This window comes from Clostridiales bacterium (genome assembly GCA_018333995.1).
Lineage (GTDB): Bacteria > Actinomycetota > Coriobacteriia > Anaerosomatales > SLCP01 > JAGXSG01.
This window is the reverse complement of the sequence record JAGXSG010000014.1, coordinates 1-22,702: the sequence shown is the minus strand read 5'-3', so window position 1 is coordinate 22,702 and position 22,702 is coordinate 1. Positions and strand designations below refer to the sequence as shown.

The window sequence follows — 22,702 nt, the reverse complement described above, 5'->3', positions numbered from 1 at the left end:
ACAATGATCTTGCACTCGCTGCCTAAATAGAGCAGCGACGCCGCCCGGTGTGTGTCTCCGACACCGGCCCCGGCGCCACTAAGGAGACTTACCGAAGCGGAGCCTGATGGCGCTTTGCAAGGGACACTCAAGCCGTCTAGGAAGGGACTCGCGGGTCACCGTGCGACGTCCCGACCGAATGCTAATCGGTGACTGAGCCTGGAGATGCTTCCCAGGGGGCTGTCGTGGACGCGAGTTCGATTCTCGCCGCCTCCACCAGCATCCAGACCGAGCGGGATTCCCGATGAGGGATCCCGCTCGTTGTGTTCCAATCCCGTGCGATAGATCAGCGTGATGCTCGGTAGAATTCGTGAACACTCCGCGAACATGGCGTGTTCAAAAGGAGGTGCTTGCGTGCCGGACGCACACGGAACTCCGGGCAACGCCGGGGCGCGCGACCGGTTGCGCGCGGTGCTCGACGGCGCCACCGGCATCGTAAGTGCGGGTGTGACGTTCGTGCCGGATGAGGCGATCGCGTCGTTGCTGTGGGGCGGCGGCGCCGGGGAGAGCACGTTACTAGCGCGTGCGATGTGTGGCGATGTCGCACCTGACTTCGTGTTCGTAGTGGCGTGGGCGCCGGGCGCTCAGATCACGGCGCGCGAGTTGGCGGCGTGCGGCATCGCACCGTTCATAGTGGTCCGCGGGCCAGTCACGACCATCGCCGAGGAGGATGGATGGGCGCCCACTTTGCGCGCGACGCTCACAGGAGGCGCGCGGTTCGATTCTCGGCTCGACGCCGCGGTTGACGCGGCGATCGCGCAAACACGCACGGCTGCCCAGTGGGGTGCGTTCGCTGTTGTGGTAGCCGAGGACGTCGCCTCGGCAAGCGGTCCCCTCGTTGAGCCCGGCTACGTGCCCCGGACCGTCATGCCGCGGATCGGCCGGATCGCGTCAGCGGCGCACGCCGAGGGACTTGCCGCGATTTGGCACTCGGACGGCGATGTGACTTCCTACCTCAGCGCCGCCGCCGGCGCCGGGTTTGATGGCGTGCATCCCGCGGGAATCGACGCGAGCGCGTTTGCAGCGGTGCGGGCACGTGCGCACATGCACCGCCTCACGGTACTTGGAGGCATCCCTGGATCAGCGGTTCGCGCGGGTGGCCCGGAGGCGGTCCGGGCGGGCGTAGCCGCCGGTATCGAGGCCGCGGGAGGCCGCTTGCTCGTTTCGGATGATGGCGGTGTTTCCACCGCCCGCGAACTCGCCGCGCTCATCTCGGCGCTTGGGGCGGCATTGGGACTCCGGAAGGCGAGCAGGGGTTCGTAGCGACCGTTTGGGAGATGTTCAAAGACTCGGTGCGTGCGGGGATCACGTGGCGCACGCGTGCAGCCAAGGGGAGAACCAGCTAGAGCGGATACCTTGACGAGAGTTCTGAAACAAGAGATAGTCACGGCTTGCGAACCGCATCCGCACGTGTCGACCAGGTGTGACTGCGGTCGTCCTCCGGTACCTGGCGGTCTTCGCGAAAACGCGCCAGTACAGCGGCTCGATGTAGTATCCGTACACGAGGAAGGAGGAGCGTCCATGACGTCTGCCCCCTACAGAGTCTTGGCAGGACCAGAATGCTACCTGCCGCCTGCCGCGGTGATGCACGGAGTGAGGATGCCCTCAGACGGGGAAGCGATCGTCGAAGGTGTCTGTGTTCCCGCCGACCAGGGGATTCGCACCATCGCCGAACGGCTGGTCTCCGCGAAGAATCCCACGTTCTTTCCTGGACCTTTACTTCTGTGGAAGACGACTACTTACGCCATTGAGCGCGGGAGATTGGTGCGTGAGCTTGCGTCCGAGGTCAGGGCAAAGGTCATCCCCATGCCCGACTATCGCCCAAAGTACCCCATGATCGACCCAGCGGTCGAAATCAACCCCAACCATCCCAACTTGACGATCTGGCACAACAAGATCGACGTGGGCGTATTCATCGGCGTGCACTGTCATCAGGCCAATTTGGCGCTCAAGATTATCAGGGGCGGCACGTCGTGCTTTACCGTCGCTCTGTGTGCGGAAGATGGCCACGAAGAAGCCAATGCTTCACTCAGAGATGCCAACAACGACGTGCTGGCTACACTGCTTGCAGTTGTGCAAGACCTCAAGACCAAGGGAGGTGCGTAGGCATGGGAGTCACCCGTCCTGAGCTGAGGGAGGTTTCCGCCTCGTACATGCTCTTCGAGGCCGAGCGCGAAGAGCGCTACATGACCGGCAGTGAGGCGGTTCGTGAGGCGATTCGGCGGGCCAACGTCGACATGGCGATCTCGTATCCCATCACTCCCCAAAGCGAGAGCATGCATCTTGTCGGCGATCTGTACGCCGAGGGTTACGTAAAGGAGTACTTCCGCGGCGAGAACGAGTTCGCGGTCATGTCACAGGTCGCAGGCGCGGCGATGGCGGGCGTGCGGACGTTTACCGCTACGTGCGGACCGGGAACGCTGCGGGCTATCGAGAACTTCCCGATGTGGGCGGGTTCGCGGATGCCTATCGTTATGGCGTTCATGACCAGGGGAATCAACGCGCCTCTCACGATCCAGCCCGACACCATCGAGATGGGCTTCTTGCTCGACACGGGAATGATCATGCTCCACGCCGAGAATGCCCAAGAGCTCTACGACATGTTGCTCATGAGCTTTGATGTGGCCGAGAAAACGACCGTGCACATCCCGATTGGCGTGTTCGTGGATGGGTTCTTTGTGACCCACACAAACCAGATGATGCGAGTCGTTTCAGAAGACGTCACCTTAAAGCCGTACAACCCGGCACTTTCTCCGGTCGCGCACATCGACATGGAGACGCCCCCGTTCCGGCTCATGCGCGACCCGTTCGTGCTAAAGAGCAATTTCATCAGTTACGCCGCGCACGCGAGCTGGCAGCAGGAGGTCGCCGCCGCTGCCGTGCGCTCAAAGGAGCACCTCCTCAAGTTCCTTGGCAGCTTCATCGAGCAAGAGGAACCCGACGCCCCGATCCAGATCGTCGCGTCGGGAACCGCGGTCGCCCAGTCGCGCGAGGCCTTGCGCGATCTGCGGGCGGAAGGACTCGACGTCGGACTCATCAAGATCAAGACCATCCGGCCGTTCCCTGCCGAGGAGATACGAGCGGCTCTCGCCAATGCGGAAAAGATCGTGATCCCAGAGTTCAACCGGCCCGGTTGGTTGGCGCGCGAGGTGGCCTCGGTCATCCCGGACAACGATCGGATTGTGCTTGGCCCGCGCGTTTACGGCGGTATGACGATGCCCCCCGACGTGATTGTGAAAGTCGTCAAGGACGGCACGTACGTCGGAGTCTGACGACTCACGATTCGAGAGGAGGTCCCTAAGTGTCACTCAACATAACCCGCATCAATCCGCACTTCGAAGACGTCATGCCCAACGAGTACAAGGAGCTTGTATCCAACGGTCCGTTTGGAGGCGGCAAGTCAATCGGGGATCTTGGCACGTTCAAGGAGCTTCTTGAGGAGCACCCGCTGTGCGCGGGATGCAACCTCGCGCTCGCGTTCCGGCTTCTGATGGCTTCCCTGCCCACACCAGAAGACACGGTGGTAGTGGGTACGACTGGATGTAACAGCTTGGCCTTCACCCAGCTCGCGCTTCACAATGTCCACTCACTGTTCGGGAACCAAAACGCGGTCGCGTCAGGTCTCAAGCGGGCGCTTGAGATTCGCTTCCCAGATACCACGAAAGACGTCGTGGTGATCGCCGGAGACGGCGGGACGGTAGACATCGGACTCGACATGACGCTGCACTCGTGGTTCCGCCGCGAGAAGATATCGACGGTCATGTTCGATAACGAGCTCTACGCGAACACTGGCGGCCAGGAGAGCGGCATGAGCCTCGAGGGCGCGGTGCTCAACATGGCGCCGCTCGGCAAGAAGTTCGAGAAGGTGCGGATGGCCGATCTTGCGATAGGGTCGGGTTGCGATTATGTCGCGGTTGTCTCGGCCGCTCGTCCGCGACAGATTGGGAAGTCCTTCGAGAAGGCGGTCTTGATCGCTCGGGAGGTTGGTCCTACCTTCGTGCAGATCCACACCCCCTGTCCAACCAACATGAAACTCAAGGCGCACGAGGGAATACTCGCCGCCAAAGAGCGCCTAAAGACAGACTACGCTTTTCGCGAGCACATCTCTCCCGCAGCTGAGGAGTATCTTGCGTCGCTTGAGGCCCAGTCTAAGCCGTCGGCGTGCGGGGAGGTGGCCAGATGACGAAGCACTACGTGCGCATGTCGGGCCTTGGCGGACAAGGAGTCGTCACAGCCGCCCAGATTCTTGGCAATGCGGCGGTCAAAGATGGAAAGAACGCGCTTGGAAACCCGTTCTTCGGTGCCGAGAAGCGGCTGGCGCCAGCGGAGAGTTACGTCAGGATCTCTGACGAGGCGATCTACGACTCCGGTGAGATCGTGTATCCGAGCATCATCATGGTGTACCACCCCGACGTCATCTTGATGGGCAAGTCATACACGATGCCGTTCTTTTCGGGAATACAGCCCGGCGGTGTGATCATAGTTAACTCTGTCGCGCCGATTGAGTTTGGCCCGGAAGACCTGGAGAGTCTGCACGAGCTCGGCGCGACGGTACACTTTGTTGCAGCGACCGAGCTATCGCGCAAGGTGACTGGAACCGAGCTTTCGACAAACGTCGCGATGCTCGGTGCGTTGCTGGGAATCACCGGAGTGGTGACGTACGAATCTCTCGAAGAGGCGCTGCAGGAGCGCTTCGGCGGGAAGGCGCGGTTCGTGGCTTCTGGGACGACCGCGGTGCTCGACGACGCCGTCAAGAAGCAGTATGGGAAGGCCGAGAAGTTGATCGCGGCCAACTCAGAGGTCCTGAGGGCCTCGTTCGATGAGGCAGCGAGCACAAGCGTCGGCACGAAAGTCTGAGGACGGAGGAGTCCATCGATGTATTCTGCAGGTTTCGTAGATGAGTCAAAGTGCGTAGGCTGCAAGTTGTGCACCCAGGTATGTCCTGAACCGAATGCGATTCGATTCCTCGTCGCGCGCAAGAAGTCCTTCATCGTCGCTGCTCGCTGTAAGGGTTGCGGGATCTGTGCCGTCATGTGCCCGAAGGCGGCAATCGAAATCCGTCAGATCACGCAGGAAGAATCTAACGCGTGCGAGGTCAGCTGCATGGAGTGACCCGGTGACCATTGCGTGGTGCCGCATCCCAAGAGCCGCAACCAGCCCGTCGTTTGGGCGGTAGCGGCTCTTGGTGAATTCAAGCGGCGAGCGGTCACGCCTGCGCCATTAGCGGAAACGAGAATCCCTCAGTACCTGCACGTTCATGAAGTAGGTGGTGAGGATCACACCTCTATCGGACAGGGCCATCACTCCTTCGAGTATCCGGTCAGCGACCTCATCACCGACGATTGTGACGACCTCGACGTTGTTTGAGATGCCATCGATGTCGTTATAGGTGCCCCGCGTGCCGTGCTCTCCCTCGCCGCCGATACCCCTGTAGGTGGTGAATCCGCTCGCACCTGATTCCTCGACCAGATCAAGCACATCGCGGAAGAAGCTCTCCTCAACGATGATGCTGATTCGCTTCTTAGAAAACGTTTCCATCAACCGTGCTCCCTTCGGTTCCTCTCGATAGTGGATGAGCACGCCGAACTCAGAACTAGGCAGTTCGTCGTGACCGGCGTTACATACGGTGGAACATCACAAACCTCAATGATAGTGTACCCTGCGGGTTCACATGTTAGCGGAAGGGATGAGCGTCTTGGTGCGTCAGAAACCGTCTACCCGGCCTTGTGAAGGGACGCCCGCGTCTTCTACGAGCGTTACACAGGCCGCCGAGATACTTCGCCGAGGCGGACTCGTCGCTATTCCTACCGAGACGGTTTATGGCCTGGGGGCTGACGCGGCCAATCGAGCCGCGGTGGAAAAGATCTTTGAGGTCAAGGGGCGTCCACCCGGACATCCACTCATTGTGCATCTGGCATCCGCCGAACACATCGGAGCGTGGGCGCGAGGGGTGCCAGATGAGGCATGGAAACTGGCGGAGGCACTTTGGCCCGGACCGCTCACCCTCATCCTCAAGCGTGCGCCTCGCGTCCTCGATGTCGTCACGGGCGGACAAGATACTATCGGACTGCGCGTACCGGGACATCCAGTCGCACACGCGCTCCTCGTGGAGTTTGCTGGTGGGATCGCGGCACCGTCGGCCAACAGGTTCGGCCGAATCAGCCCCACGACGGCCGCCCATGTTATTGCAGACCTTGGCGACCAGGTCGAAATGGTATTGGACGCGGGGCCGTGTCCCGTTGGAGTCGAGTCAACGATACTCGATCTGTCCGAGGGAGTTCCGCGCCTCTTGCGCCCCGGAAGTATCACCGCTGAGCGGATATCGGAGATCCTCGGCATCACGTGCGATGTTCCTGTAACCGGAGGACCTCAGGTGCCCGGTCAGCTTGAAAGTCACTACGCTCCTCGTACGCCTCTGCGTCTCGTGGACTCGTCACAGTTGGCGGCCACGATTTCAAAGGAGGTGTCGGCGGGCCACGGTGTAGCTGTGCTTGCGATTGGAGCACAAGAGCAGGCCCTCCTCGAAGGAAGCACGTGGTTTTCTATGCCTGCGGATCCGGAGAGCTACGCGCATGATCTCTATGCGACGCTGAGAGAACTCGACCGCGGACGGTTTCGCCTTATCCTTGCCGAGCAGCCTCCCGATGGGCCAGGGTGGCGGGCCGTGCGTGACCGGCTGTCCCGGGCAGCCGCGCCGAGTGTTTCGAGCGCGACCGCAAAACCGGGTGACTGACGGACTTCACGCGCCGCGTTGTGATTCTCGCAACGTCAACGCGTACGCCGCAGCGTCCTCGCCCGCAAGCTCCAGAGCGCGTGCGACGCGGGTGTTGAACTCCACAGAATTGTTCGCGTGATCGATGAGCGTGATGTGTCCCACCTTGCGTCCCGGGCGCTCGGCTTTGCCGTACACGTGAAGGTGTGCGTCGGGGATTGCGAGCACGTCGTGGACCGCGGGCAGCGTGCCTATGAGATTTACCATCGCGGCCGCCCGATGCTGGAGTGTCCCGCCGAGCGGCAACCCGCAGACGGCGCGCATGTGGTTTTCGAACTGAGATGTTTCAGCGCCCTCGATCGTCCAGTGGCCGCTGTTGTGCACCCGCGGGGCCATCTCGTTGGCGAGCAGACCGCCCTCGACCTCGAAGAGCTCGAGGGCGAGCGTTCCCACGTATCCAAACTCGACTAACAAGCGGCGCGCGTACTCCTCGGCGATCTCGCGTTGCGGATCGGTGGCGCGCGCCATGGTCAGACGCAATATGCCCTCACGGTGCACGTTCTCGTTTAGAGAGTAGAACACCTGTTCACCATCGGGTGACTGCGTGCCGATGACCGAGAGCTCCCGGTCAAATGGCACCAACTCCTCGAGGATCGCGGGTGTGCCTCCGATAGCGCGCCATGCCCTCTGAAGCGATTCAGCCCGAGTGTCGCGCACGATGGCCTGTCCTTTGCCGTCGTAGCCCAGTGTCCGCGTCTTGAGCACCGCAGGAAGCCCGACCGCCTCGGCATGGTGTTGCAGCTCAAGCAGCGTGTTAATCGCCTCAAACCTGGGTACGGGGATGCCGAGGCGTCTGAAGGTCTCTTTTTCGCGTAGGCGGTCTTGGGCGATGCGAAGCACCTCTGCCGAGGGCCGTACGGGAATCCTATCCTCGAGCCACTCGACAGCGTGCGTGGGCACATTTTCGAACTCGAACGTCGCCACGTCGGCGTGCTCGGAAAAGCGCGAGAGCGCGTGAGGGTCATCGTAGTCTCCGTGCACAAAGACACCGCATGACGCGGCGCACGCGTCATGTTCCGGCGCGAGCAACACGTGTGACATGCCGAGTCGCGTACCGGCTTCGGTGAGCATCTGGGCGAGCTGCCCGGCGCCGAGGATGCCTACTCTCACGGCATTCCAGATGGCGAATCTGGACTCTCGAGCACGGATTCGGTTTGTCGAGCGCGGAACCGTTCAAGTTCCGCCGCAATCTCGGGATACTTGTTGCCCAGGATGCTCGCGCTCAGTAACGCCGCATTCACCGCTCCCGCGCGTCCTATCGCCAACGTCCCGACCGGAATACCTGCGGGCATCTGCACGATTGAGAGGAGGGAGTCGATGCCGTTGAGTGCTTCGGACCTGACTGGAACTCCTAGGACAGGCAGGGAGGTTTTTGCGGCCGCCATGCCGGGGAGGTGCGCCGCGCCTCCCGCACCTGCGATGATCACTTCGATACCTCGAATACGAGCGGTCTCGGCGTACTCGAACAGCCGGTCTGGGGTGCGATGAGCCGACACCACCTTCGCCTCACACGGGATTTTGAGGCTCCTGAGCGTTTCGACCGCATGACTGAGCGTTTCCCAGTCCGACACTGATCCCATGATCACGCCTACCAAGGGCGTGGAGGTAAGCCGCTCACTACTCATCAGGCGACCACGCGTCCTTTCGCCGGTTTCTACCGGAAAGCACCGGCCGACCGTTCACCCGCGTCTCTGCGCGAGGAGACCGGTTCTTCCGAGGGCCGCTTCAGTCAAGCCTCTCGAACAGGTGGTGTCAAGTACCGACAGTGCCCGGGATCACAGAAGCGAGCGAGGTGCCGGTGGTTCTTTGTCGTAGGCAGACGCCGTGCTAGGATTGAGCGGGTGTGAGCAGTGCGTCGTCCCTGGTCGCGTCCGCAGAAGGAGACACCGCACGTCTTGGCCGACAACTAGCGGAGAGGCTTACTTGTGGCACTCGAGGGAAACCTCAAAGACTTCTCGCTCGCGGATATGTTCCGGTTGCTCTCATCGGGCCAAAAGACCGGCACGTTATATATGACCCGCTCGGAAGCCGAGGGCAGAGTGTGCTTCAAGAAGGGGCGCGTCTATTTCGCCTCTTCGAACTACAACCGCGAGTCACTCGGAAAGCGCCTGGTCAAATCAGGCGTGATCTCGGAGAAGCAGCTACGCCAAGCACTCGGGCTCCAGAAGATACAGAAGAAGGAGAAAGCGGGCCGCCGTCTAGGCCAGATCCTCGTCGACGAAGGGTACCTCGAAGGCAAGATCCTCGAGAACTTCATCCAGGATCAGATCAACGACACACTGTTCGATCTGTTTCGCTGGGAAGAGGGAGACCTGAGGTTCGAGGCCGAGGACACCTGCGAAGACGAGGACATCGGGATCTCGGTTTCGGTTGAGAACATCATCATGGAGTCCGCGCGCCGGCTCGAGATGTGGGCGCGCATACGTGAACGGATACCAACGCTTGACACGCGTTTCGTGATGGCTGCGGCACCCGGCGAGAAATCGATTGAGATCCATCTCAAGCCGAGGGAGTGGATGTTGCTTTGTTTCCTTCATGGCGGCAGATCGGTCCACGAGTTGACTGAACTCACCGGCTATAACGACTTCGAGACGGCGAAAATCCTCTACGGCATGCACTCCGCCGGTCTTATAGAAAAGCTCAACGTGTCCGGCGCTTCCATAACGGCAGAGTAGTGTCCATGTCATCATCGGAGCCGATGATCCCAACGGATCTTTCAGCCCAGGAGTTTGTACTCTTCCGTGACTACATCCATGAACACTCCGGAATCTATCTCGAAGAGGCGAAGCTCGACTCCTTGCGCATCTCGCTGATCACGAGAGCGACACGGTTCGGTCTCGCGTCACTCAGGGAGTACCTCGATCTGCTCCAGCGCGACGACACCGAGTTTCGAGAGCTGATGAACCTTGTCACGATCAACGAGACCAGCTTCTTCCGGTTTCCGGCGCAGTTCTCGGCTATGCGCGATTTCGTCGTTCCCGAGATATTGGAGCGCAAGGACGCGAGGAACCAAGCGTTTCGGGTGTGGTCCGCGGGTTGTTCGACTGGCGAGGAGCCGTACTCAATCGCGATGACGCTGATCGACGCGGGAATCGAGGGGGCAGGTCATAGACTCGAGGTCACGGGGACAGACGTCTCGTCGAGCGCGCTTGCGAAAGCCCAAGCGGGTTGGTACCCAGCGCGGGCTCTCACCAACGTTGCGCCCGAGATACTCACGCGGTTCTTCGACCCGACGGGTGACGGGTACCACATCCGTCAGGACGTGCGGAAGATCGTCGACTTCGGCTATCACAACCTCATCAAGGAGCCCTATCCGATCGGGCTGATGGGCAACTGGGACATCATCTTTTGCCGCAACGTCACCATCTACTTTCGCCTGGAGTCGACACGGCGCGTGGTCAACAACTTCTTCGAGAGCCTCAATCCTGGCGGCTACCTGTTCATCGGCCATTCCGAGACGCTCACGAGCATCACCGACCGCTTTGTGCCCGTCGAGGTTGGCGGGGTCTTTCTCTACCGCAAACCAGTTCCGCGCCCGGCGTACTCGTTCGCCGAGCGGATTGAGGCGGCGAGGCGCGGACGTTCGCAACAGCTCGGCACGGAGGCTTCCGTACGCGCATCACGCACGCCGGCGGCCCAAACAATGTCCCCCGCACCTCCTAATACCGTGCATGGTGAGTCGCTTACGAACGCCTCGCTCGCCGCATCGCTGGAGCACTCTTCTGGCCACGATGGTGAATCCGTCGACGAGCTGCTCAGACAGGCGCGTGAGGCGTCGGCAGATGGCCGAACTTCCGATGTGCTAGGGCTTGCGACGCGAGCGCTCGCTCTCGAACCGTCGTGCGCCGAGGCGTACCTTCTGGCGGCGTTCGCGCATGCGGATACCGGCGATTTCGCCTCGGCCCTCGACGAGAGCAACCGCGCACTCGATATCGATCCGCTCTTAGCGTCGGCCAGGTATGTGCTCGGCCTCATCTATCTGCGCACCGATCGGCTCGACGAGGCGATGTTCGAGTTCAAAAGAACGATATACACGGATTCCGATTTCGTGCTTGCTCATCTGAACCTCGGCAATCTCTATCGGGCCCGCGGGGCGATAGAGGATGCGTGCCGGGAGTACGAGAACGCGCTCAGTGCGCTTTACCGCAGGCCGGACGGTCCGTGGAGCGTCTTTCTTGGCGGGTTTCGGCCCGACTTGCTCGCGAAAACATGTGAGCGCAGTCTGGTAGAGTGTCGAAAGGTAGATGAGGCGGCTAAAGTGCAGCGCCGCCGGAGGCGATAACCACCGGTAAGGACGCTCGTCGTTGGAGGGAGTCACGAATGGCAACCGCGCGCATCCTCGCTGTGGATGATAGCCCGACCATCCTCGAGATGATCAAGGCGATCCTCGAGGCGGGCGGCTATGAGGTGATCACCGCCGCTGATGGCGCCGCGGCGCTGGAGAAGGCCCGGGCCGAGATGCCCGATCTCATCTTGCTCGATGTCATGTTGCCAAAGCTTGACGGGTACCGGGTCTGCCGCCTTCTGAAGTTCGATCAGAAGTACAAGGGGATCCCCATCATCATGCTCACCGCGAAGACCGAAGAACAAGCGATGGCAACGGGCATTCGAACGGGCGCGAACCAGTACTTGACCAAGCCTGTTGAGCCGGAGCGGCTGCTGGCAGCGGTCGCTGAAGAGCTTTCCAAGGCACAGGGTTAGCGGGCGCCGGGTGATGGCGGAGTCTGGCGCTATAACCGCCCGTACGCTCGAAGCGCTCCTCGAGGCGGGTCTCGTTACGGTCGAGCAATCGAGCACGATCGTGCATACCTTCGAGCAGGAGGGCATCACGCTCGGTGAGCTGCTGGTTCAGCGGAACCTCGTCACGGCGGACGACTTAGCGACAGTGCTTGAGGATCAACTCGGCATGCCTCGAGTAGAGCTGGCAAGCTACACCCCGGACGCGGAAGCGCTTGCGATGTTGCCGACTCTACGAGCGCGCGAACTAGGCATGTTGCCACTGTTCGAGATCGACGGGATGCTGACGGTCGCCATAGGCGACCCGTTCGACATCTTCCGCCTAGATGTGCTCGGGGAGGAGCTCTCGCTCGAGGTAGAGGCGGTGCTCACCGATCCGGGCGCGCTTTGTGAGGCCCTCGGGCAGTACTATCCGGTTGAAGAAGTCGCACCTTCGCTTTCCGCAGAGTCCGAGTCAGGGCAGGGAATCGAGACGCCGCCGGGGGCTGAGATGCTCGCTCCCGCTGGTTTGGATGACACCGCGGAACACGATATCGAGTTCGACGCGGCGGACCTCTTTGAGGCGCATGCCGTAGATGCGCCTGTCGCAGTCGAGCCGAGCGTGGCACCCAGCTTCGATGAGGTCGCCGTGTCCGAGAAGCTCGGCTCCGAAACGCTTGAGGAGGTTGTAGAGACCGAGACGCCGGCGGGATCGGCGTCGATCGATCTCGATGTGCTCGCGGTGGCCGATCCCGCGAAGGTCGCGGTGCTTGTCACCGAAATACTGCGCCACGCTGTCACGCAGGGCGCCTCGCGTATCCACCTGCTGCCATACAAAGACGACTTCTTCCTCGTCTACCGGGTCGCCGGGCGCCTCGAGAAGATCGCGAGCGCACCACTGTCGATGCAGGCCGCACTCGTCGAGGGCTTCAAGAGTTTCGCGCGCATCGGGGGGTTGTCCGCCCGCGTGCCGGCGCTCAACCGGGTGAGGACTCGCATCGCGGACCGTGATCTCGCTGTTTCGGTCTCGTCGGTGCCCACGATCGCTGGTCAGCGGGTAGTCATCTCGTTCTCTTCAGCGACCGAGTCACCTCGCACGCTCTCCCAGCTTGGCATGTCTGACGCCGAGATATTCGCGCTGAGCGCGATGGTGGAGCGTGGACGGGGGATACTCCTGATCTGTGCGCCCGTCGCTGGCGGTAGTAGTTCGACGTACTACGCACTGCTCGCGCACGCGGCGGCGTCAGGCCGCACGGTTTACTCGGTCGAACGCTCCGTCGAGTACGAGATACCCGCGGTCGCGCAGGTGCTGGTCACGCCCGCCTCTCCTCTCAGCGCCGCCGCGTACTTCTCGGCGGGAATGCGACAGGACACCGACGTCGTCGCCATCGACGCGATCCACTCCGTCGAAGACGCGCACCTTGCGATCGAGGCGGCGGGACTTGGCAAGCTTGTGATCGCGACGTTTTCGGGCGGCGGGATCGTCGCCGGGGTGAGCCGCCTGCTTGGGATGGGAGCGGAGCCGGTCAGTCTGGCGGCCGCCCTTACGCTGGGAGTGGGCCAGCGACTCGTCCGGCTCAACTGTCAGCATTGCGTGCTGGAAGAGCCCGGCACTCTCGCGCAACTCATACCGGGAGCGCCTCCAGGCACGGTGAGCTCACGCGGAGCGGGGTGTCCATCGTGCGCCAAGAGCGGATTTGCGGGTGCGACCGGCGTCTTTGAGGTGCTGCCGATTACCGATCCGGTCAGATCGGTAATCAGCAGGGGCGCATCTGCCGATGAAATAGGAGCGGCCGCGATGGCCGTTGGGATGCGGCCGATGGTCGCCTCCGGCCTGTCGAGGGTCCAGGAGGGCCTTGTAAGCGCCGCCGAGCTGAACCGTGTCGTACGGTTCACCGATTAGCGGAAGGACACGATGGTCGCGCGCCGGTCGAGCAAGAAGGATGCGGCACTCTCGAACGGCCCGGCACAAACGACGGCTGTTTTGCCTGCTGCTGTGGAGAAGATCGTCACATTCCACCTTGGCGGGCAGGTGTACGCGCTGCCCATCGGTTGCGTACAGGAAATCCAGCAGATCGTTGAGTTCGCAAAGGTACCTGACGACTCACCGGCGATACTTGGCATGGTGAACCTGCGCGGCCTCGTCATTCCAGCTCTGGATATGCACACACTTCTAGGGATGACTGTTATCGAGCACACGATCGACACGCCGATGATCATCTGCCGTTCCTCTCAAGGGCTCGTCGCGTTGATCGTCGAAGAAGTCGACGACGTGGTTGACTTGCCAGAAGGGTGTTTGCAGGCCGCTCCATCGATTCATTCGCTCGCGTCTAGGATGCTTGGCGTATGCAGGTTCGACACGGGGATGGTGTTTCTGCTCGATGTCGATGCGTTGCTCGAGCCGGTCGAGCTGCCTGAGGCCGAGGGGGAGGATGCGCCGTGAGCTCGATCCGGCAAGACGGGCGCAATAGCACTGCGGGTGTCGCCGCTGAGATCCTGCGCAGACGGGCTGAATCACTTGCGGCGGAAGCTGTCGAGGACCACGCGGACGACAGGATACCGCTGTTGCTGTTCCGGTTGGGCGAGGAATGGTACGCGGTCAAGGTTGCGGACGTCCGCGAGATCTTCCAGGATTACACGGTCACCCCGATCCCTTGCGTTCCGGACAGTATCCTCGGCGTGGTCAATATTCGCGGCGAGATCATATCGGTCACTGAGGTTGCGACGCTCATGGGCCTCGGTGCTGCTGATGAGCTTTCTGAGGAGGCGCCGGCGATCGTGATCCAAAACGATGAGGCGACGACAGCGATGGTCATCGATGAGATTGGCGACATAGTGGAGGTGCCGTCGGGCGGCGTGGAACCGCCACTCTCGGTCCTCGACAAGACCCAGGCCGAGTACGTCGCGGGATCCGTCTACGTCGACGGACGGCTCATCGGTCTGTTCAACACGGCGACGATTCTTCGACCGATAGACGCGGCGGGAACGTGACATAGCGCAGGAGGCATCGATGTTGACAAAGCTCGTCACAGGGTTCAGGAGCAAGTTCCTCTATAAGATCACGGCCGCGACCATAGTACTCGCGATCGTGTTCAACACGCTCCAGTGGTGGCTCGTGCTCGCGGTCCTGGGCGAGGAGATATCCGCGTTCGCGTCACAGGCTGTCGATGAGTGGCTGTTCATCATCGCGGGCGTTGCCGTCATCGGCGTGGCGTGGGCGGGGGCGCTTATCGCGATTGGCTCGCGCTTCATCAAACCGCTCGAGTCTGTTGTCACGAGTGTGAAGGCGGCGTGTCAGGGGGAGATCGGCTACAAAGTCGAGCTCAACACCCCCGATGAGTTTGGCGTGCTGGCCCGATCTTATAACCAAATGCTTGACCTTATCGTCTACCTGATCCGTCAGACGCAGGAGTCATCCAAGCGGCTCGCGCAGTCCTCTAACGAGATCCTCTCAGCTACCGAGCAGCAGGCCTCCGGCTCGGCGGAACAGGCCGCAAGCATCAGCCAGACTACTGCGACGATGGAGGAGCTTGCCGCGACGTACCGTCAGATCGCGGACAACGCCAATCAGGTGGTGAGCATGGCGGAAGCCTCGCTCGGCAGCGCCGAGAAGGGCCAGCACGCGGTGATGAACACGCTTAAAGCCATGGAGGACATCCGGTTGCGCAGTCAGTCTTCGGCAAACAAGATCCTCTCTTTGGGAGAGCGGAGTCAGCAGATCGGGCAGGTTCTCTCGATAATCAACAGCATCGCAGACCAGACAAAGATCCTCGCTCTCAACGCGGCGATAGAAGCTGCGCGAGCGGGTGAGGCCGGTAAGGGGTTCTCTGTTGTCGCCGTCGAGATTCGCAAACTTGCCGAGAGTGTTGTCGAGTCGACTGGCGAGATCTCCACTATCATGACCGAGATCCAAGGCGCCGCGAACGAGCTGGTGATCGCTACGGAGCAGGAACTCAAACAGGTTCAGAGCGGAGTCGAGCTCGCCCACATGACCGGCGAGAACCTCGACCAGATCGTTGAGATGGTCGAACAGACGACGATCGCCGCGAAGGAGATCAGCGGCGCGACGCAGCAGCAGAAGAGCGCGACCGATCAGGTCGTCAAAGCGATGCGTGAGGTTGCCGCTGTCGCGCAGCAGACCGCTGCGGGCAGCAGGCAGGTAGCGGCTTCAGCGGAGCAGCTCTCCCTGATCGCGACTGAGTCGAGCCAGGTTGGATCGGCTTTTAAGATCGTAGGGTAGCGGCCGGACACGCGACGAGGAGACCTGACAATGGTCGAGTTCGACCGCTCAGCGTTCATAGGGAAGTTCCAGGAAGAGGCGCAAGATCTGTTGCAGCGCCTCAATGAGAGCGTGATCACGCTCGAGGCCGAGCCTGAGAATCGCGAACTCATTGACCAGATGCTTCGCGACGCCCACACGCTCAAGGGGTCTTCTCGGATGGTTGGGCTCCTTGACATTTCCGACGTCGCCCACCGGCTCGAAGACATCATGGTGAACATCCGCCACGGCGAAGCGCCCTACACCGCGCAGATGACAGACTCCTTCTTCGAGGCGCTCGACGCCATCGTCTATCTTACGGAGATCGCCGGGAAGGACGTGCCCGTTGAGCTCGATCTTGCGGCGCTCCAAGCTAAGCTCAGCGCGGTCGCTGAAGGTAGTGCCGCGCCAGCTGCGGGATCACAGACGGAGATGACCGTAGCCGCAGCCGGGGGGTCTGTCCCGCCGCACTCCATTGCGGCACCGGATAACTCAGCGGAAGACTACGAGCACGAGTCCGAGGAGGTCGAGCAACAAGACAGGCGCTCCTCCTCGGCGGATGGAGCGATGAAGGCCAAGTCCCAGCCGACGATCCGCATCAAGACCGGACAAGTCGACGATTTGCTCAACCTTGTAAGCGAAGTCGTCATTTCTCAGATTAAGGCCGAGCAGTGGGCGGTTGATCTGAGACACGCCGTGGTTGAGCAGGCGGACATCTGGCAGGCGTGGCTACGGACCAAGAGCGTGCTCTCCACAATGATCCACGAGGACGATGCGGCGGCGACGCATCTTAGCGAGGAGGTGGCGGCTCTTGACGCCGCGCTCTCTGATGCGCGGAGAACGCTTACTGGAATCTCGAAGGGTTTTGCTGATGACATGTCGCGTGCTTCGATGGTCGTCAACGACCTGCAGGAACAAGGTATGCGCTTGAGGATGCTGCCGGTCAGCACTGTGTTTAGCACCTTCCCGCGCGCGATGCGTGATCTCGCCCGCTCTTTCAAAAAGGATGTCGAGCTCATTCTCGAAGGCGGGGACACTGAGCTCGACAAGAAGGTGCTTGAGGAGATCAACGACCCGCTCGTGCACATCATGCGTAACGCCGTCGATCACGGCATCGAGCCCGCCGACGTGCGCCGCTCTCTTGGCAAGCCCGAGAAGGGCACGATCCGCATGGTTGCGCGGCAGGAAGGCGACCACATTGTCATCGAGGTTTCCGACGATGGCGGTGGTATCGATCCTAACCAGGTTCGCGCTTCGGCGGTTCGCAAGGGATACATCTCGCAAACAGAGGCTGACTCCCTGTCCGATCGCGAGGCGACGTACCTTATCTTCGAGAAAGGATTTTCGACCGCAGCCATCATCACAGAGATCTCCGGCAGGGGAGTGGGGATGGATGTGGTTCGTGAATTCATCGTCGAAAAACTCAAAGGATCCCTCGACGTGACATCCCGTCACGGGGAGGGAACCACGTTCCGCCTCACGATCCCGCTCACGCTCGCCATCATCCGCGCGCTCATGCTCCGCGTGGGAGATAGGGTCTTCGCGCTGCCCACCGCATCCGTTGACGAGACGCTTCGTGCCGAGCCCAGTGACGTGATCAAAGTCGAGGGTCGTGAGGTCATCCGCCGTCAACGGCGCACCATCCCGCTCGTGCGCCTTGCTGACATACTCGGTGTGCCCGCCGATGACCCGGCACCGGGGGCGAAGATCCCAATCGCGAACGTGGGTTTCTCGGGCCATCGCATGGGGTTCATGGTAGACGCGCTCGTCGGCGAGCAGCAGATCGTCATCAAGACCCTCGGCACGCACCTGCGAAAGGTCGACAACGTCGCGGGCGTCACGATACTCGGCGCGGGAGAGGTTGTGCCCATCCTCAACGTGCCGGATCTCATGGCCAACGCTCGCTCTCGTGCAGGTCGCCGGGGAATGGGGCAGAAGAAAGTATCCGAGCGGACCGGCCCGCGCAACATTCTCATCTGCGAGGATTCGTTTACCACGCGCGAGCTTGAGCGTTCGATCTTCGAGGCGGCCGGCTACGATGTCGAGGTTGCGATGGACGGCGCACAGGGACTGACCAAGCTACGCGAAGGAATGGTTGTCGACGCGGTGGTCACAGACGTCCAGATGCCAAACATGACCGGGTTTGAGCTGACGCGGGCGATCAAGAAGGATCCGGCCCTGAAAGAGATCCCGGTCATCATCGTCACTTCGCTCGAACGTGACGAGGAGAAGGCGGAGGGGATCGATGCGGGTGCTGATGCGTATATCACCAAGTCGGTGTTCAACCAGGACACTCTGCTTGACACCGTCGATCGTTTGATCCGGTAAGCGCGCGTGGCGGACGAGGCACATAGGGGGCGCGTCCGTGTGCTTATCGCGGACGACTCTCTCGTGTCCCGCGAGATGCTCTCCCAGATTCTGCGCTCGGATCCTGCCATCGAAGTCGTCGGAGAGGCGGTCGATGGCGAGGAGGCTGTCGCGAAAGCGGCGGAACTCAGGCCAGATCTCATCACGATGGACATCCACATGCCCAGGATGGATGGGCTCGCCGCGACCGAGCGAATCATGGCGTTCAACCCCACGCCGATCCTCGTCGTATCTTCGTCTGTTTACGGAGAGGGCATGGGACGCGCGTTTGACGCGCTGAAGCTCGGTGCTCTCGAGGTGATCAAGAAGCCTGAGCCTCGGGACTGGGCCGACCTCGACCGCATCGGCAGAGATGTCATACACCGTGTGAAGGTCCTCTCCCGTATCCGGGTCATCACGCACATCAAGGGCAAACGCGATGGGCGGACCGCCTCGATGCTCGCGGGCGGGACTGCCGAGAAGACCATGGCGCAGCGCCAGATCGTCGCTATCGGTTCGTCTACAGGAGGGCCATCCGCGTTACTCAGCGTGCTTGGGCGCCTAGGCCCCGACCTTCCTGTGCCGGTGGTCGTCGCCCAGCACATCGCGGACGGCTTCATCCCCGGACTCGTGTCGTGGCTCGATGCGGGATGCATGATAAAGGTGGCCGCCGCCGCGGATGGCGAGCCGCTCCTGCCAGGCAAGGCGTATTTCGCGCCGACCGGCCGCAACCTGGTCGCCGATGGGCTCACCGCGCGTTTCAAGGCCCCTTCCGTCGGCCAGCTCTACATCCCTTCGGCTGACACGTTATTCGAGTCCGTAGCCAGATCATTCGGTTCCGCGGCGGTGGGGGTGCTGCTAACCGGGATGGGTGCTGACGGCGCCATCGGACTGAAGGCGATGCGCGACAGGGGCGCGGCGACACTGGCCCAGGATGAGGCGACATCGACCGTGTACGGCATGCCGAGGGCCGCCGCTGAGATGGGTGCAGTCGATACCGTCCTTCCCGTCCACGAGATTGGTGCGCGCATCGTGGAGCTCGTGTCGACGGCGTGATCGCGTGATCGCGTGCGGTTTCGACGACGGGCGGGGCTGTATACTGTGCGCATGGAGCAGCTCCCCATCGGTATCTTCGACTCCGGACTTGGCGGCCTGACCGTCGTTCGCGAGATCATGCGCGCGCTTCCCAGTGAACGCATCGTCTACCTGGGAGATACCGCACGGTGTCCGTACGGTCCCCGTGACCTTGCTGAGGTAAGGCGTTTCGTCCTAGAGATTGGCACGTGGCTTGAGTCCCGGCCGGTCAAGCTGATCGTCATTGCGTGTAACACAGCTACAGCGGCAGGGCTCGCCCTTGCGCAGAGGACTTTCGACGTGCCGGTCGTTGGCGTGGTCGAGCCGGGCGCACGAGCGGCGGTACGCGCAAGCGCCAACCGGCGCATCGGCGTGATCGGCACGACAGGTACGATCGACTCGGGCGCGTACAGCGAGGCCGTGCGCTCGATCGACGCGGGAGTGACCACCTTCTCGGTAGCGACACCGCGCTTTGTCGACGTGGTCGAGGCGGGGCTGCGCATGGGACCTGGCACGCTGGAGTCGTGGCTCGCCGAGTCTTCCGACGTGTTCATTCGGCCCACGTTCTACGAGATAGCACGCGACTATCTCGATCCGCTCAAGCGCTCAGGCATCGACACTCTCATCCTCGGTTGCACGCATTTCCCTCTGCTTGGGACATCGATCCAGCAGGTCCTCGGGTCAAACGTGCGGCTAATCTCATCCGCCGAGGAGACCGCGCGCGAGGTCGCAGAGACACTGCGGCTCCGTGGGCAGCTCGCAGCGCGGACGGACCTCCCGCTCGTGCACACGTTCGCGACCACCGGGGACGCCGATGAGTTCTCACGGCTGGGGTCACGGGTGTTGCGCGAACCGCTCGGATCTGTCGGGCATGTCGCGGTGGAACACCTAAGTTTGTCGCTCTCCGCTAAGCGCGGCGCGCCACTTGATCGATCAGCTGTGATCGGAGGGTCTGCGTGAGGCTCACGGTTCTCGGCTCATCGGCTTCGTACGCGGCGGCGGGCCAAGCGTGCTCCGGCTACCTTGTCGAACACGATGGCACAGCGGTGCTGCTCGATTGCGGAAACGGGGTTCTCGCGCACCTTGTGAGCGTCGTCGATCCGCTCGCGCTGCGCGGGGTGTTTGTGAGCCATTCGCACCCCGACCACTTCCTCGACATCTATTCGCTGCAGGCGCTCTTGCGTTACGCACCGCAGGGTCCGGCCGCGCCACTGGAGGTATACCTTCCCGACGGGCTCTTTGAGCGCATGACGTGTTTACTGTCGGACCGAGGCGTGATTGAGTTCGCTGCCGCATTCAATCCGCACGCGCTCGCCGATCGTGTTCCGGTGAGCGTCGGCCCGTTCACCATAGAACCGCGCTTGGTCGATCACACTGACCACTCCTTCGCGTTTCGCGTCACCGATGGCACCGCGGCGCTGTGCTACACGGCCGACACCGCGTACGGCCCTCGCGCGCTCGAAGCCGCTACGGATGCTGATGTACTTCTTGCCGAGGCGACACTTCCGGAGGAGTATGCCGGGATAGCGCCGCACATGACCGCTTCGGAAGCAGGCGCGCTTGCGCGTGAGGCAGGCGTCCACACGCTTGTCCTCACGCACGTGTGGCCCACCAACGATCGTGAACGTATGGCAGACGACGCGCATGAGACCTTTGGAGGACGCGTGGTCGTCGCACGCGAGTTCGATGTCTTCGAGATCGGCCCGAAAGGGCCAGCGAGAGAGGAACGCACCTTATGACCAGAGCCGACGGACGCGCGCCCGGAGAGTTGCGCCCGGTGCGCGTGACGCGCCGCTACCTTAAGCATGCCCACGGCAGCTGCATGCTCGAGTTCGGCGACACGAAGGTGCTGTGCGCCGCGAGTGTCGTTGAGGGTGTCGCACAGTGGCGTCGCGGGAGCGGCAAGGGATGGGTGACCGCCGAGTACGCGCTCCTTCCCGCATCGACTCACACACGCTCGCGCCGCGAGTCGACCGGCGGCGGACTCAAAGGTCGTACCCACGAGATCCAGCGGCTCATCGGTCGGTCGCTCCGCACCGTCGTCGACATGGGCGCGATGGGCGGGGAGGTGACGGTGAACGTCGACTGCGACGTCATTCAGGCAGACGGCGGCACGCGAACCGCCGCGGTGACCGGCGCCTACCTCGCGCTGCACGACGCGCTTGCCACCTGGCGCAACGCGGGACGCATCCCGGAGGTGCCGCTCATCGACTTTGTCGCGGCGACGAGTGTGGGGATGGTTGACGGTGTGACCATGCTCGACCTCGACTACGCCGAGGACTCCATCGCAGAGATCGACATGAACGTCGTCATGGACGGCCGCGGCCGCTTCATCGAGGTGCAGGGTACCGGCGAGCGCACACCGTTCGGTCGTGCGCGCTTGGACGAACTCCTCGACCTTGGGGTCGCAGGGTGCGAGAGGCTCATCGACTTCCAGCGCAAGGTCGTCGCGGAGGACGCCGATGTCGCCGAGCTCTGAGACGCACGTCACGCTAGCCCCCGCGCTCATGCCGCCCGGGGGGCGCGTGGTGGTCGCGACCGGCAACGCACACAAGGTCGAAGAGATTCGTGGCGCGCTCGCGTTCACCGGCTGGGAGTTCGTGGCCGCAGGCGAGCTCGGCGAATGGCCCGAGCCCGAGGAAAGTGGCTCGACCTTTCTTGAGAACGCGCGTATCAAAGCGTTGGCGGCCCACGGGCTATTCGGGCTGCCCGCACTCGCCGATGACTCCGGCCTCGAAGTTGACGCGCTCGACGGGGAGCCCGGCGTGCACTCTCGCTACTACGCCGGTCCGTGTGCCACCGACGCCGAGAACAACGCCCGCCTGCTCGTCGCGCTCGGTGATACGCCGCGTGTACGGCGTCAGGCGCGATTCCGCTGCGTAGTTGTGTTCGTGACAGCGGATGGCGCCGAGGTCGTCGCAGAAGGCGCGTGCGAGGGCACCATCGGCGCCGAGCCGCGTGGTGCGAAGGGCTTCGGCTACGACCCGCTCTTCTGGCCCGATGAAGTGCCAGGAAAGACGATGTCAGAGCTCGCCACGCACGCTAAGAACGCGATCAGCCACCGCGGCGCGGCGTTGCGTGCGCTCTCAGACGGGCTCCGCGTGCCTGCTGACGACTGAGCGTGCTGGACGAGCATGTCGGCAGCCACCGGAACCGTACGGTGATCCCGGGTTCTATGGACATTGGGGCTCATGGTACAGCGGCAAGCGCGACTTCCGGGTGATCGCGACGCCGTAATCGGTTTCGATTGGGGTGGATCGACATGAACGCATCGATGTGGAAATGGGTGGTGGCTGGAGTTGCGGCCGCGATCCTCGTGGGCGCGGCGGTTGCGATCGGACTGGGCACCGGAGGCTCGGAGACAGGCTCAGCGCCCCTTACGAGGGAGGAGATCGTTGCGGCCATACCTCAGGGGTACGGTGACGTCTACACTCGCGGTCCCGCATTCGGGACACCGGAATGGGTTGAGTTGAATGGGTACACCGCAGTCAGGACTC

Annotated in this window: 24 protein-coding genes and 1 other RNA gene; 22 read left to right on the top strand and 3 right to left on the bottom strand. The window is 62.3% G+C overall.

Going from position 1 to position 22,702, the window contains the following annotated elements; translation table 11 throughout:
• From ssrA to KGZ40_04445, 7 genes are all read left to right on the top strand, one after another.
• Nucleotides 1-258, top strand: a transfer-messenger RNA (tmRNA) gene (ssrA, locus tag KGZ40_04475); the annotation flags it as partial.
• A gap of 135 nt (nt 259-393) precedes the next feature.
• Nucleotides 394-1,302 carry a hypothetical protein gene (locus KGZ40_04470; protein MBS3956769.1) on the top strand — a complete coding sequence of 303 codons (909 nt, stop codon included), beginning with the start codon at nt 394-396 and terminating at the stop codon, nt 1,300-1,302.
• A gap of 258 nt (nt 1,303-1,560) precedes the next feature.
• A complete protein-coding gene (locus tag KGZ40_04465) occupies nt 1,561-2,145 on the top strand; it encodes a carbon monoxide dehydrogenase (protein ID MBS3956768.1) in 585 nt (194 codons plus the stop codon).
• A gap of 2 nt (nt 2,146-2,147) precedes the next feature.
• Nucleotides 2,148-3,311, top strand: coding sequence for a ferredoxin oxidoreductase (locus tag KGZ40_04460; GenBank protein ID MBS3956767.1), 1,164 nt, complete (start codon nt 2,148-2,150; stop codon nt 3,309-3,311).
• A gap of 29 nt (nt 3,312-3,340) precedes the next feature.
• Entirely contained in the window at nt 3,341-4,222 is an 882-nt protein-coding gene (locus KGZ40_04455) for a ferredoxin oxidoreductase (protein MBS3956766.1), read from the top strand.
• Nucleotides 4,219-4,896: a 2-oxoacid:acceptor oxidoreductase family protein gene (locus tag KGZ40_04450; protein ID MBS3956765.1), complete on the top strand. Its 678-nt coding sequence runs from the start codon at nt 4,219-4,221 to the stop codon at nt 4,894-4,896. The genes KGZ40_04455 and KGZ40_04450 overlap by 4 nt, the downstream gene beginning before the upstream one ends.
• Nucleotides 4,897-4,914: 18 nt before the next feature.
• Nucleotides 4,915-5,151: a 4Fe-4S binding protein gene (locus tag KGZ40_04445; GenBank protein MBS3956764.1), complete on the top strand. Its 237-nt coding sequence runs from the start codon at nt 4,915-4,917 to the stop codon at nt 5,149-5,151.
• A 108-nt stretch (nt 5,152-5,259) separates the two neighbouring features.
• Here KGZ40_04445 and KGZ40_04440 read toward each other — a convergent pair whose 3' ends face one another.
• Nucleotides 5,260-5,577 (bottom strand): hypothetical protein, encoded by a 318-nt coding sequence (locus tag KGZ40_04440; GenBank protein MBS3956763.1) that lies wholly within the window; start codon nt 5,575-5,577, stop codon nt 5,260-5,262.
• 148 nt (nt 5,578-5,725) lie between these two features.
• Between KGZ40_04440 and KGZ40_04435 the strand changes: the two genes are divergently transcribed.
• On the top strand, nt 5,726-6,772 hold the full coding sequence (locus KGZ40_04435) for a threonylcarbamoyl-AMP synthase (GenBank protein ID MBS3956762.1): 1,047 nt from the start codon (nt 5,726-5,728) through the stop codon (nt 6,770-6,772).
• A 6-nt stretch (nt 6,773-6,778) separates the two neighbouring features.
• Here KGZ40_04435 and KGZ40_04430 read toward each other — a convergent pair whose 3' ends face one another.
• Together KGZ40_04430 and purE are read right to left on the bottom strand one after the other, a co-directional pair.
• Entirely contained in the window at nt 6,779-7,921 is a 1,143-nt protein-coding gene (locus KGZ40_04430) for a 5-(carboxyamino)imidazole ribonucleotide synthase (protein MBS3956761.1), read from the bottom strand.
• The gene (gene purE / locus KGZ40_04425; GenBank protein ID MBS3956760.1) at nt 7,918-8,436 is read right to left on the bottom strand and encodes a 5-(carboxyamino)imidazole ribonucleotide mutase; all 519 of its coding nucleotides are present in this window, start codon (nt 8,434-8,436) and stop codon (nt 7,918-7,920) included. The genes KGZ40_04430 and purE overlap by 4 nt, the downstream gene beginning before the upstream one ends.
• Nucleotides 8,437-8,736: 300 nt before the next feature.
• Here purE and KGZ40_04420 point away from each other — a divergent pair, with 300 nt between their 5' ends.
• The 14 genes from KGZ40_04420 to KGZ40_04355 all read left to right on the top strand — a co-directional run.
• Complete coding sequence (locus KGZ40_04420; protein ID MBS3956759.1) at nt 8,737-9,486, top strand: DUF4388 domain-containing protein; 750 nt, start codon at nt 8,737-8,739, stop codon at nt 9,484-9,486.
• Nucleotides 9,487-9,491: 5 nt separating this feature from the next.
• A complete protein-coding gene (locus tag KGZ40_04415) occupies nt 9,492-11,093 on the top strand; it encodes a tetratricopeptide repeat protein (protein MBS3956758.1) in 1,602 nt (533 codons plus the stop codon).
• 38 nt (nt 11,094-11,131) lie between these two features.
• Complete coding sequence (locus tag KGZ40_04410) at nt 11,132-11,512, top strand: response regulator (GenBank protein MBS3956757.1); 381 nt, start codon at nt 11,132-11,134, stop codon at nt 11,510-11,512.
• Nucleotides 11,513-11,525: 13 nt separating this feature from the next.
• Nucleotides 11,526-13,430, top strand: coding sequence for a Flp pilus assembly complex ATPase component TadA (gene tadA, locus KGZ40_04405; protein ID MBS3956756.1), 1,905 nt, complete (start codon nt 11,526-11,528; stop codon nt 13,428-13,430).
• A gap of 12 nt (nt 13,431-13,442) precedes the next feature.
• Nucleotides 13,443-13,970, top strand: a complete 528-nt coding sequence (locus tag KGZ40_04400) for a purine-binding chemotaxis protein CheW (GenBank protein MBS3956755.1) — start codon at nt 13,443-13,445, stop codon at nt 13,968-13,970.
• On the top strand, nt 13,967-14,518 hold the full coding sequence (locus KGZ40_04395) for a purine-binding chemotaxis protein CheW (GenBank protein MBS3956754.1): 552 nt from the start codon (nt 13,967-13,969) through the stop codon (nt 14,516-14,518). The genes KGZ40_04400 and KGZ40_04395 overlap by 4 nt, the downstream gene beginning before the upstream one ends.
• 19 nt (nt 14,519-14,537) lie before the next feature.
• Nucleotides 14,538-15,767, top strand: coding sequence for a methyl-accepting chemotaxis protein (locus KGZ40_04390; GenBank protein ID MBS3956753.1), 1,230 nt, complete (start codon nt 14,538-14,540; stop codon nt 15,765-15,767).
• 30 nt (nt 15,768-15,797) lie between these two features.
• Complete coding sequence (locus KGZ40_04385) at nt 15,798-18,113, top strand: hybrid sensor histidine kinase/response regulator (protein MBS3956752.1); 2,316 nt, start codon at nt 15,798-15,800, stop codon at nt 18,111-18,113.
• Nucleotides 18,114-18,152: 39 nt separating this feature from the next.
• Nucleotides 18,153-19,187, top strand: coding sequence for a chemotaxis-specific protein-glutamate methyltransferase CheB (gene cheB / locus KGZ40_04380; GenBank protein MBS3956751.1), 1,035 nt, complete (start codon nt 18,153-18,155; stop codon nt 19,185-19,187).
• 51 nt (nt 19,188-19,238) lie between these two features.
• Entirely contained in the window at nt 19,239-20,165 is a 927-nt protein-coding gene (locus KGZ40_04375; protein MBS3956750.1) for a glutamate racemase, read from the top strand.
• Nucleotides 20,162-20,944, top strand: coding sequence for an MBL fold metallo-hydrolase (locus tag KGZ40_04370; GenBank protein MBS3956749.1), 783 nt, complete (start codon nt 20,162-20,164; stop codon nt 20,942-20,944). The genes KGZ40_04375 and KGZ40_04370 overlap by 4 nt, the downstream gene beginning before the upstream one ends.
• A complete protein-coding gene (rph, locus tag KGZ40_04365) occupies nt 20,941-21,684 on the top strand; it encodes a ribonuclease PH (GenBank protein ID MBS3956748.1) in 744 nt (247 codons plus the stop codon). The genes KGZ40_04370 and rph overlap by 4 nt, the downstream gene beginning before the upstream one ends.
• 28 nt (nt 21,685-21,712) lie before the next feature.
• Nucleotides 21,713-22,324, top strand: coding sequence for an RdgB/HAM1 family non-canonical purine NTP pyrophosphatase (gene rdgB / locus KGZ40_04360; protein MBS3956747.1), 612 nt, complete (start codon nt 21,713-21,715; stop codon nt 22,322-22,324).
• Between the two features lie 143 nt (nt 22,325-22,467).
• Nucleotides 22,468-22,702, top strand: a 235-nt coding sequence (locus tag KGZ40_04355; protein ID MBS3956746.1) for a hypothetical protein, incomplete at its 3' end; no start/stop codon positions are given.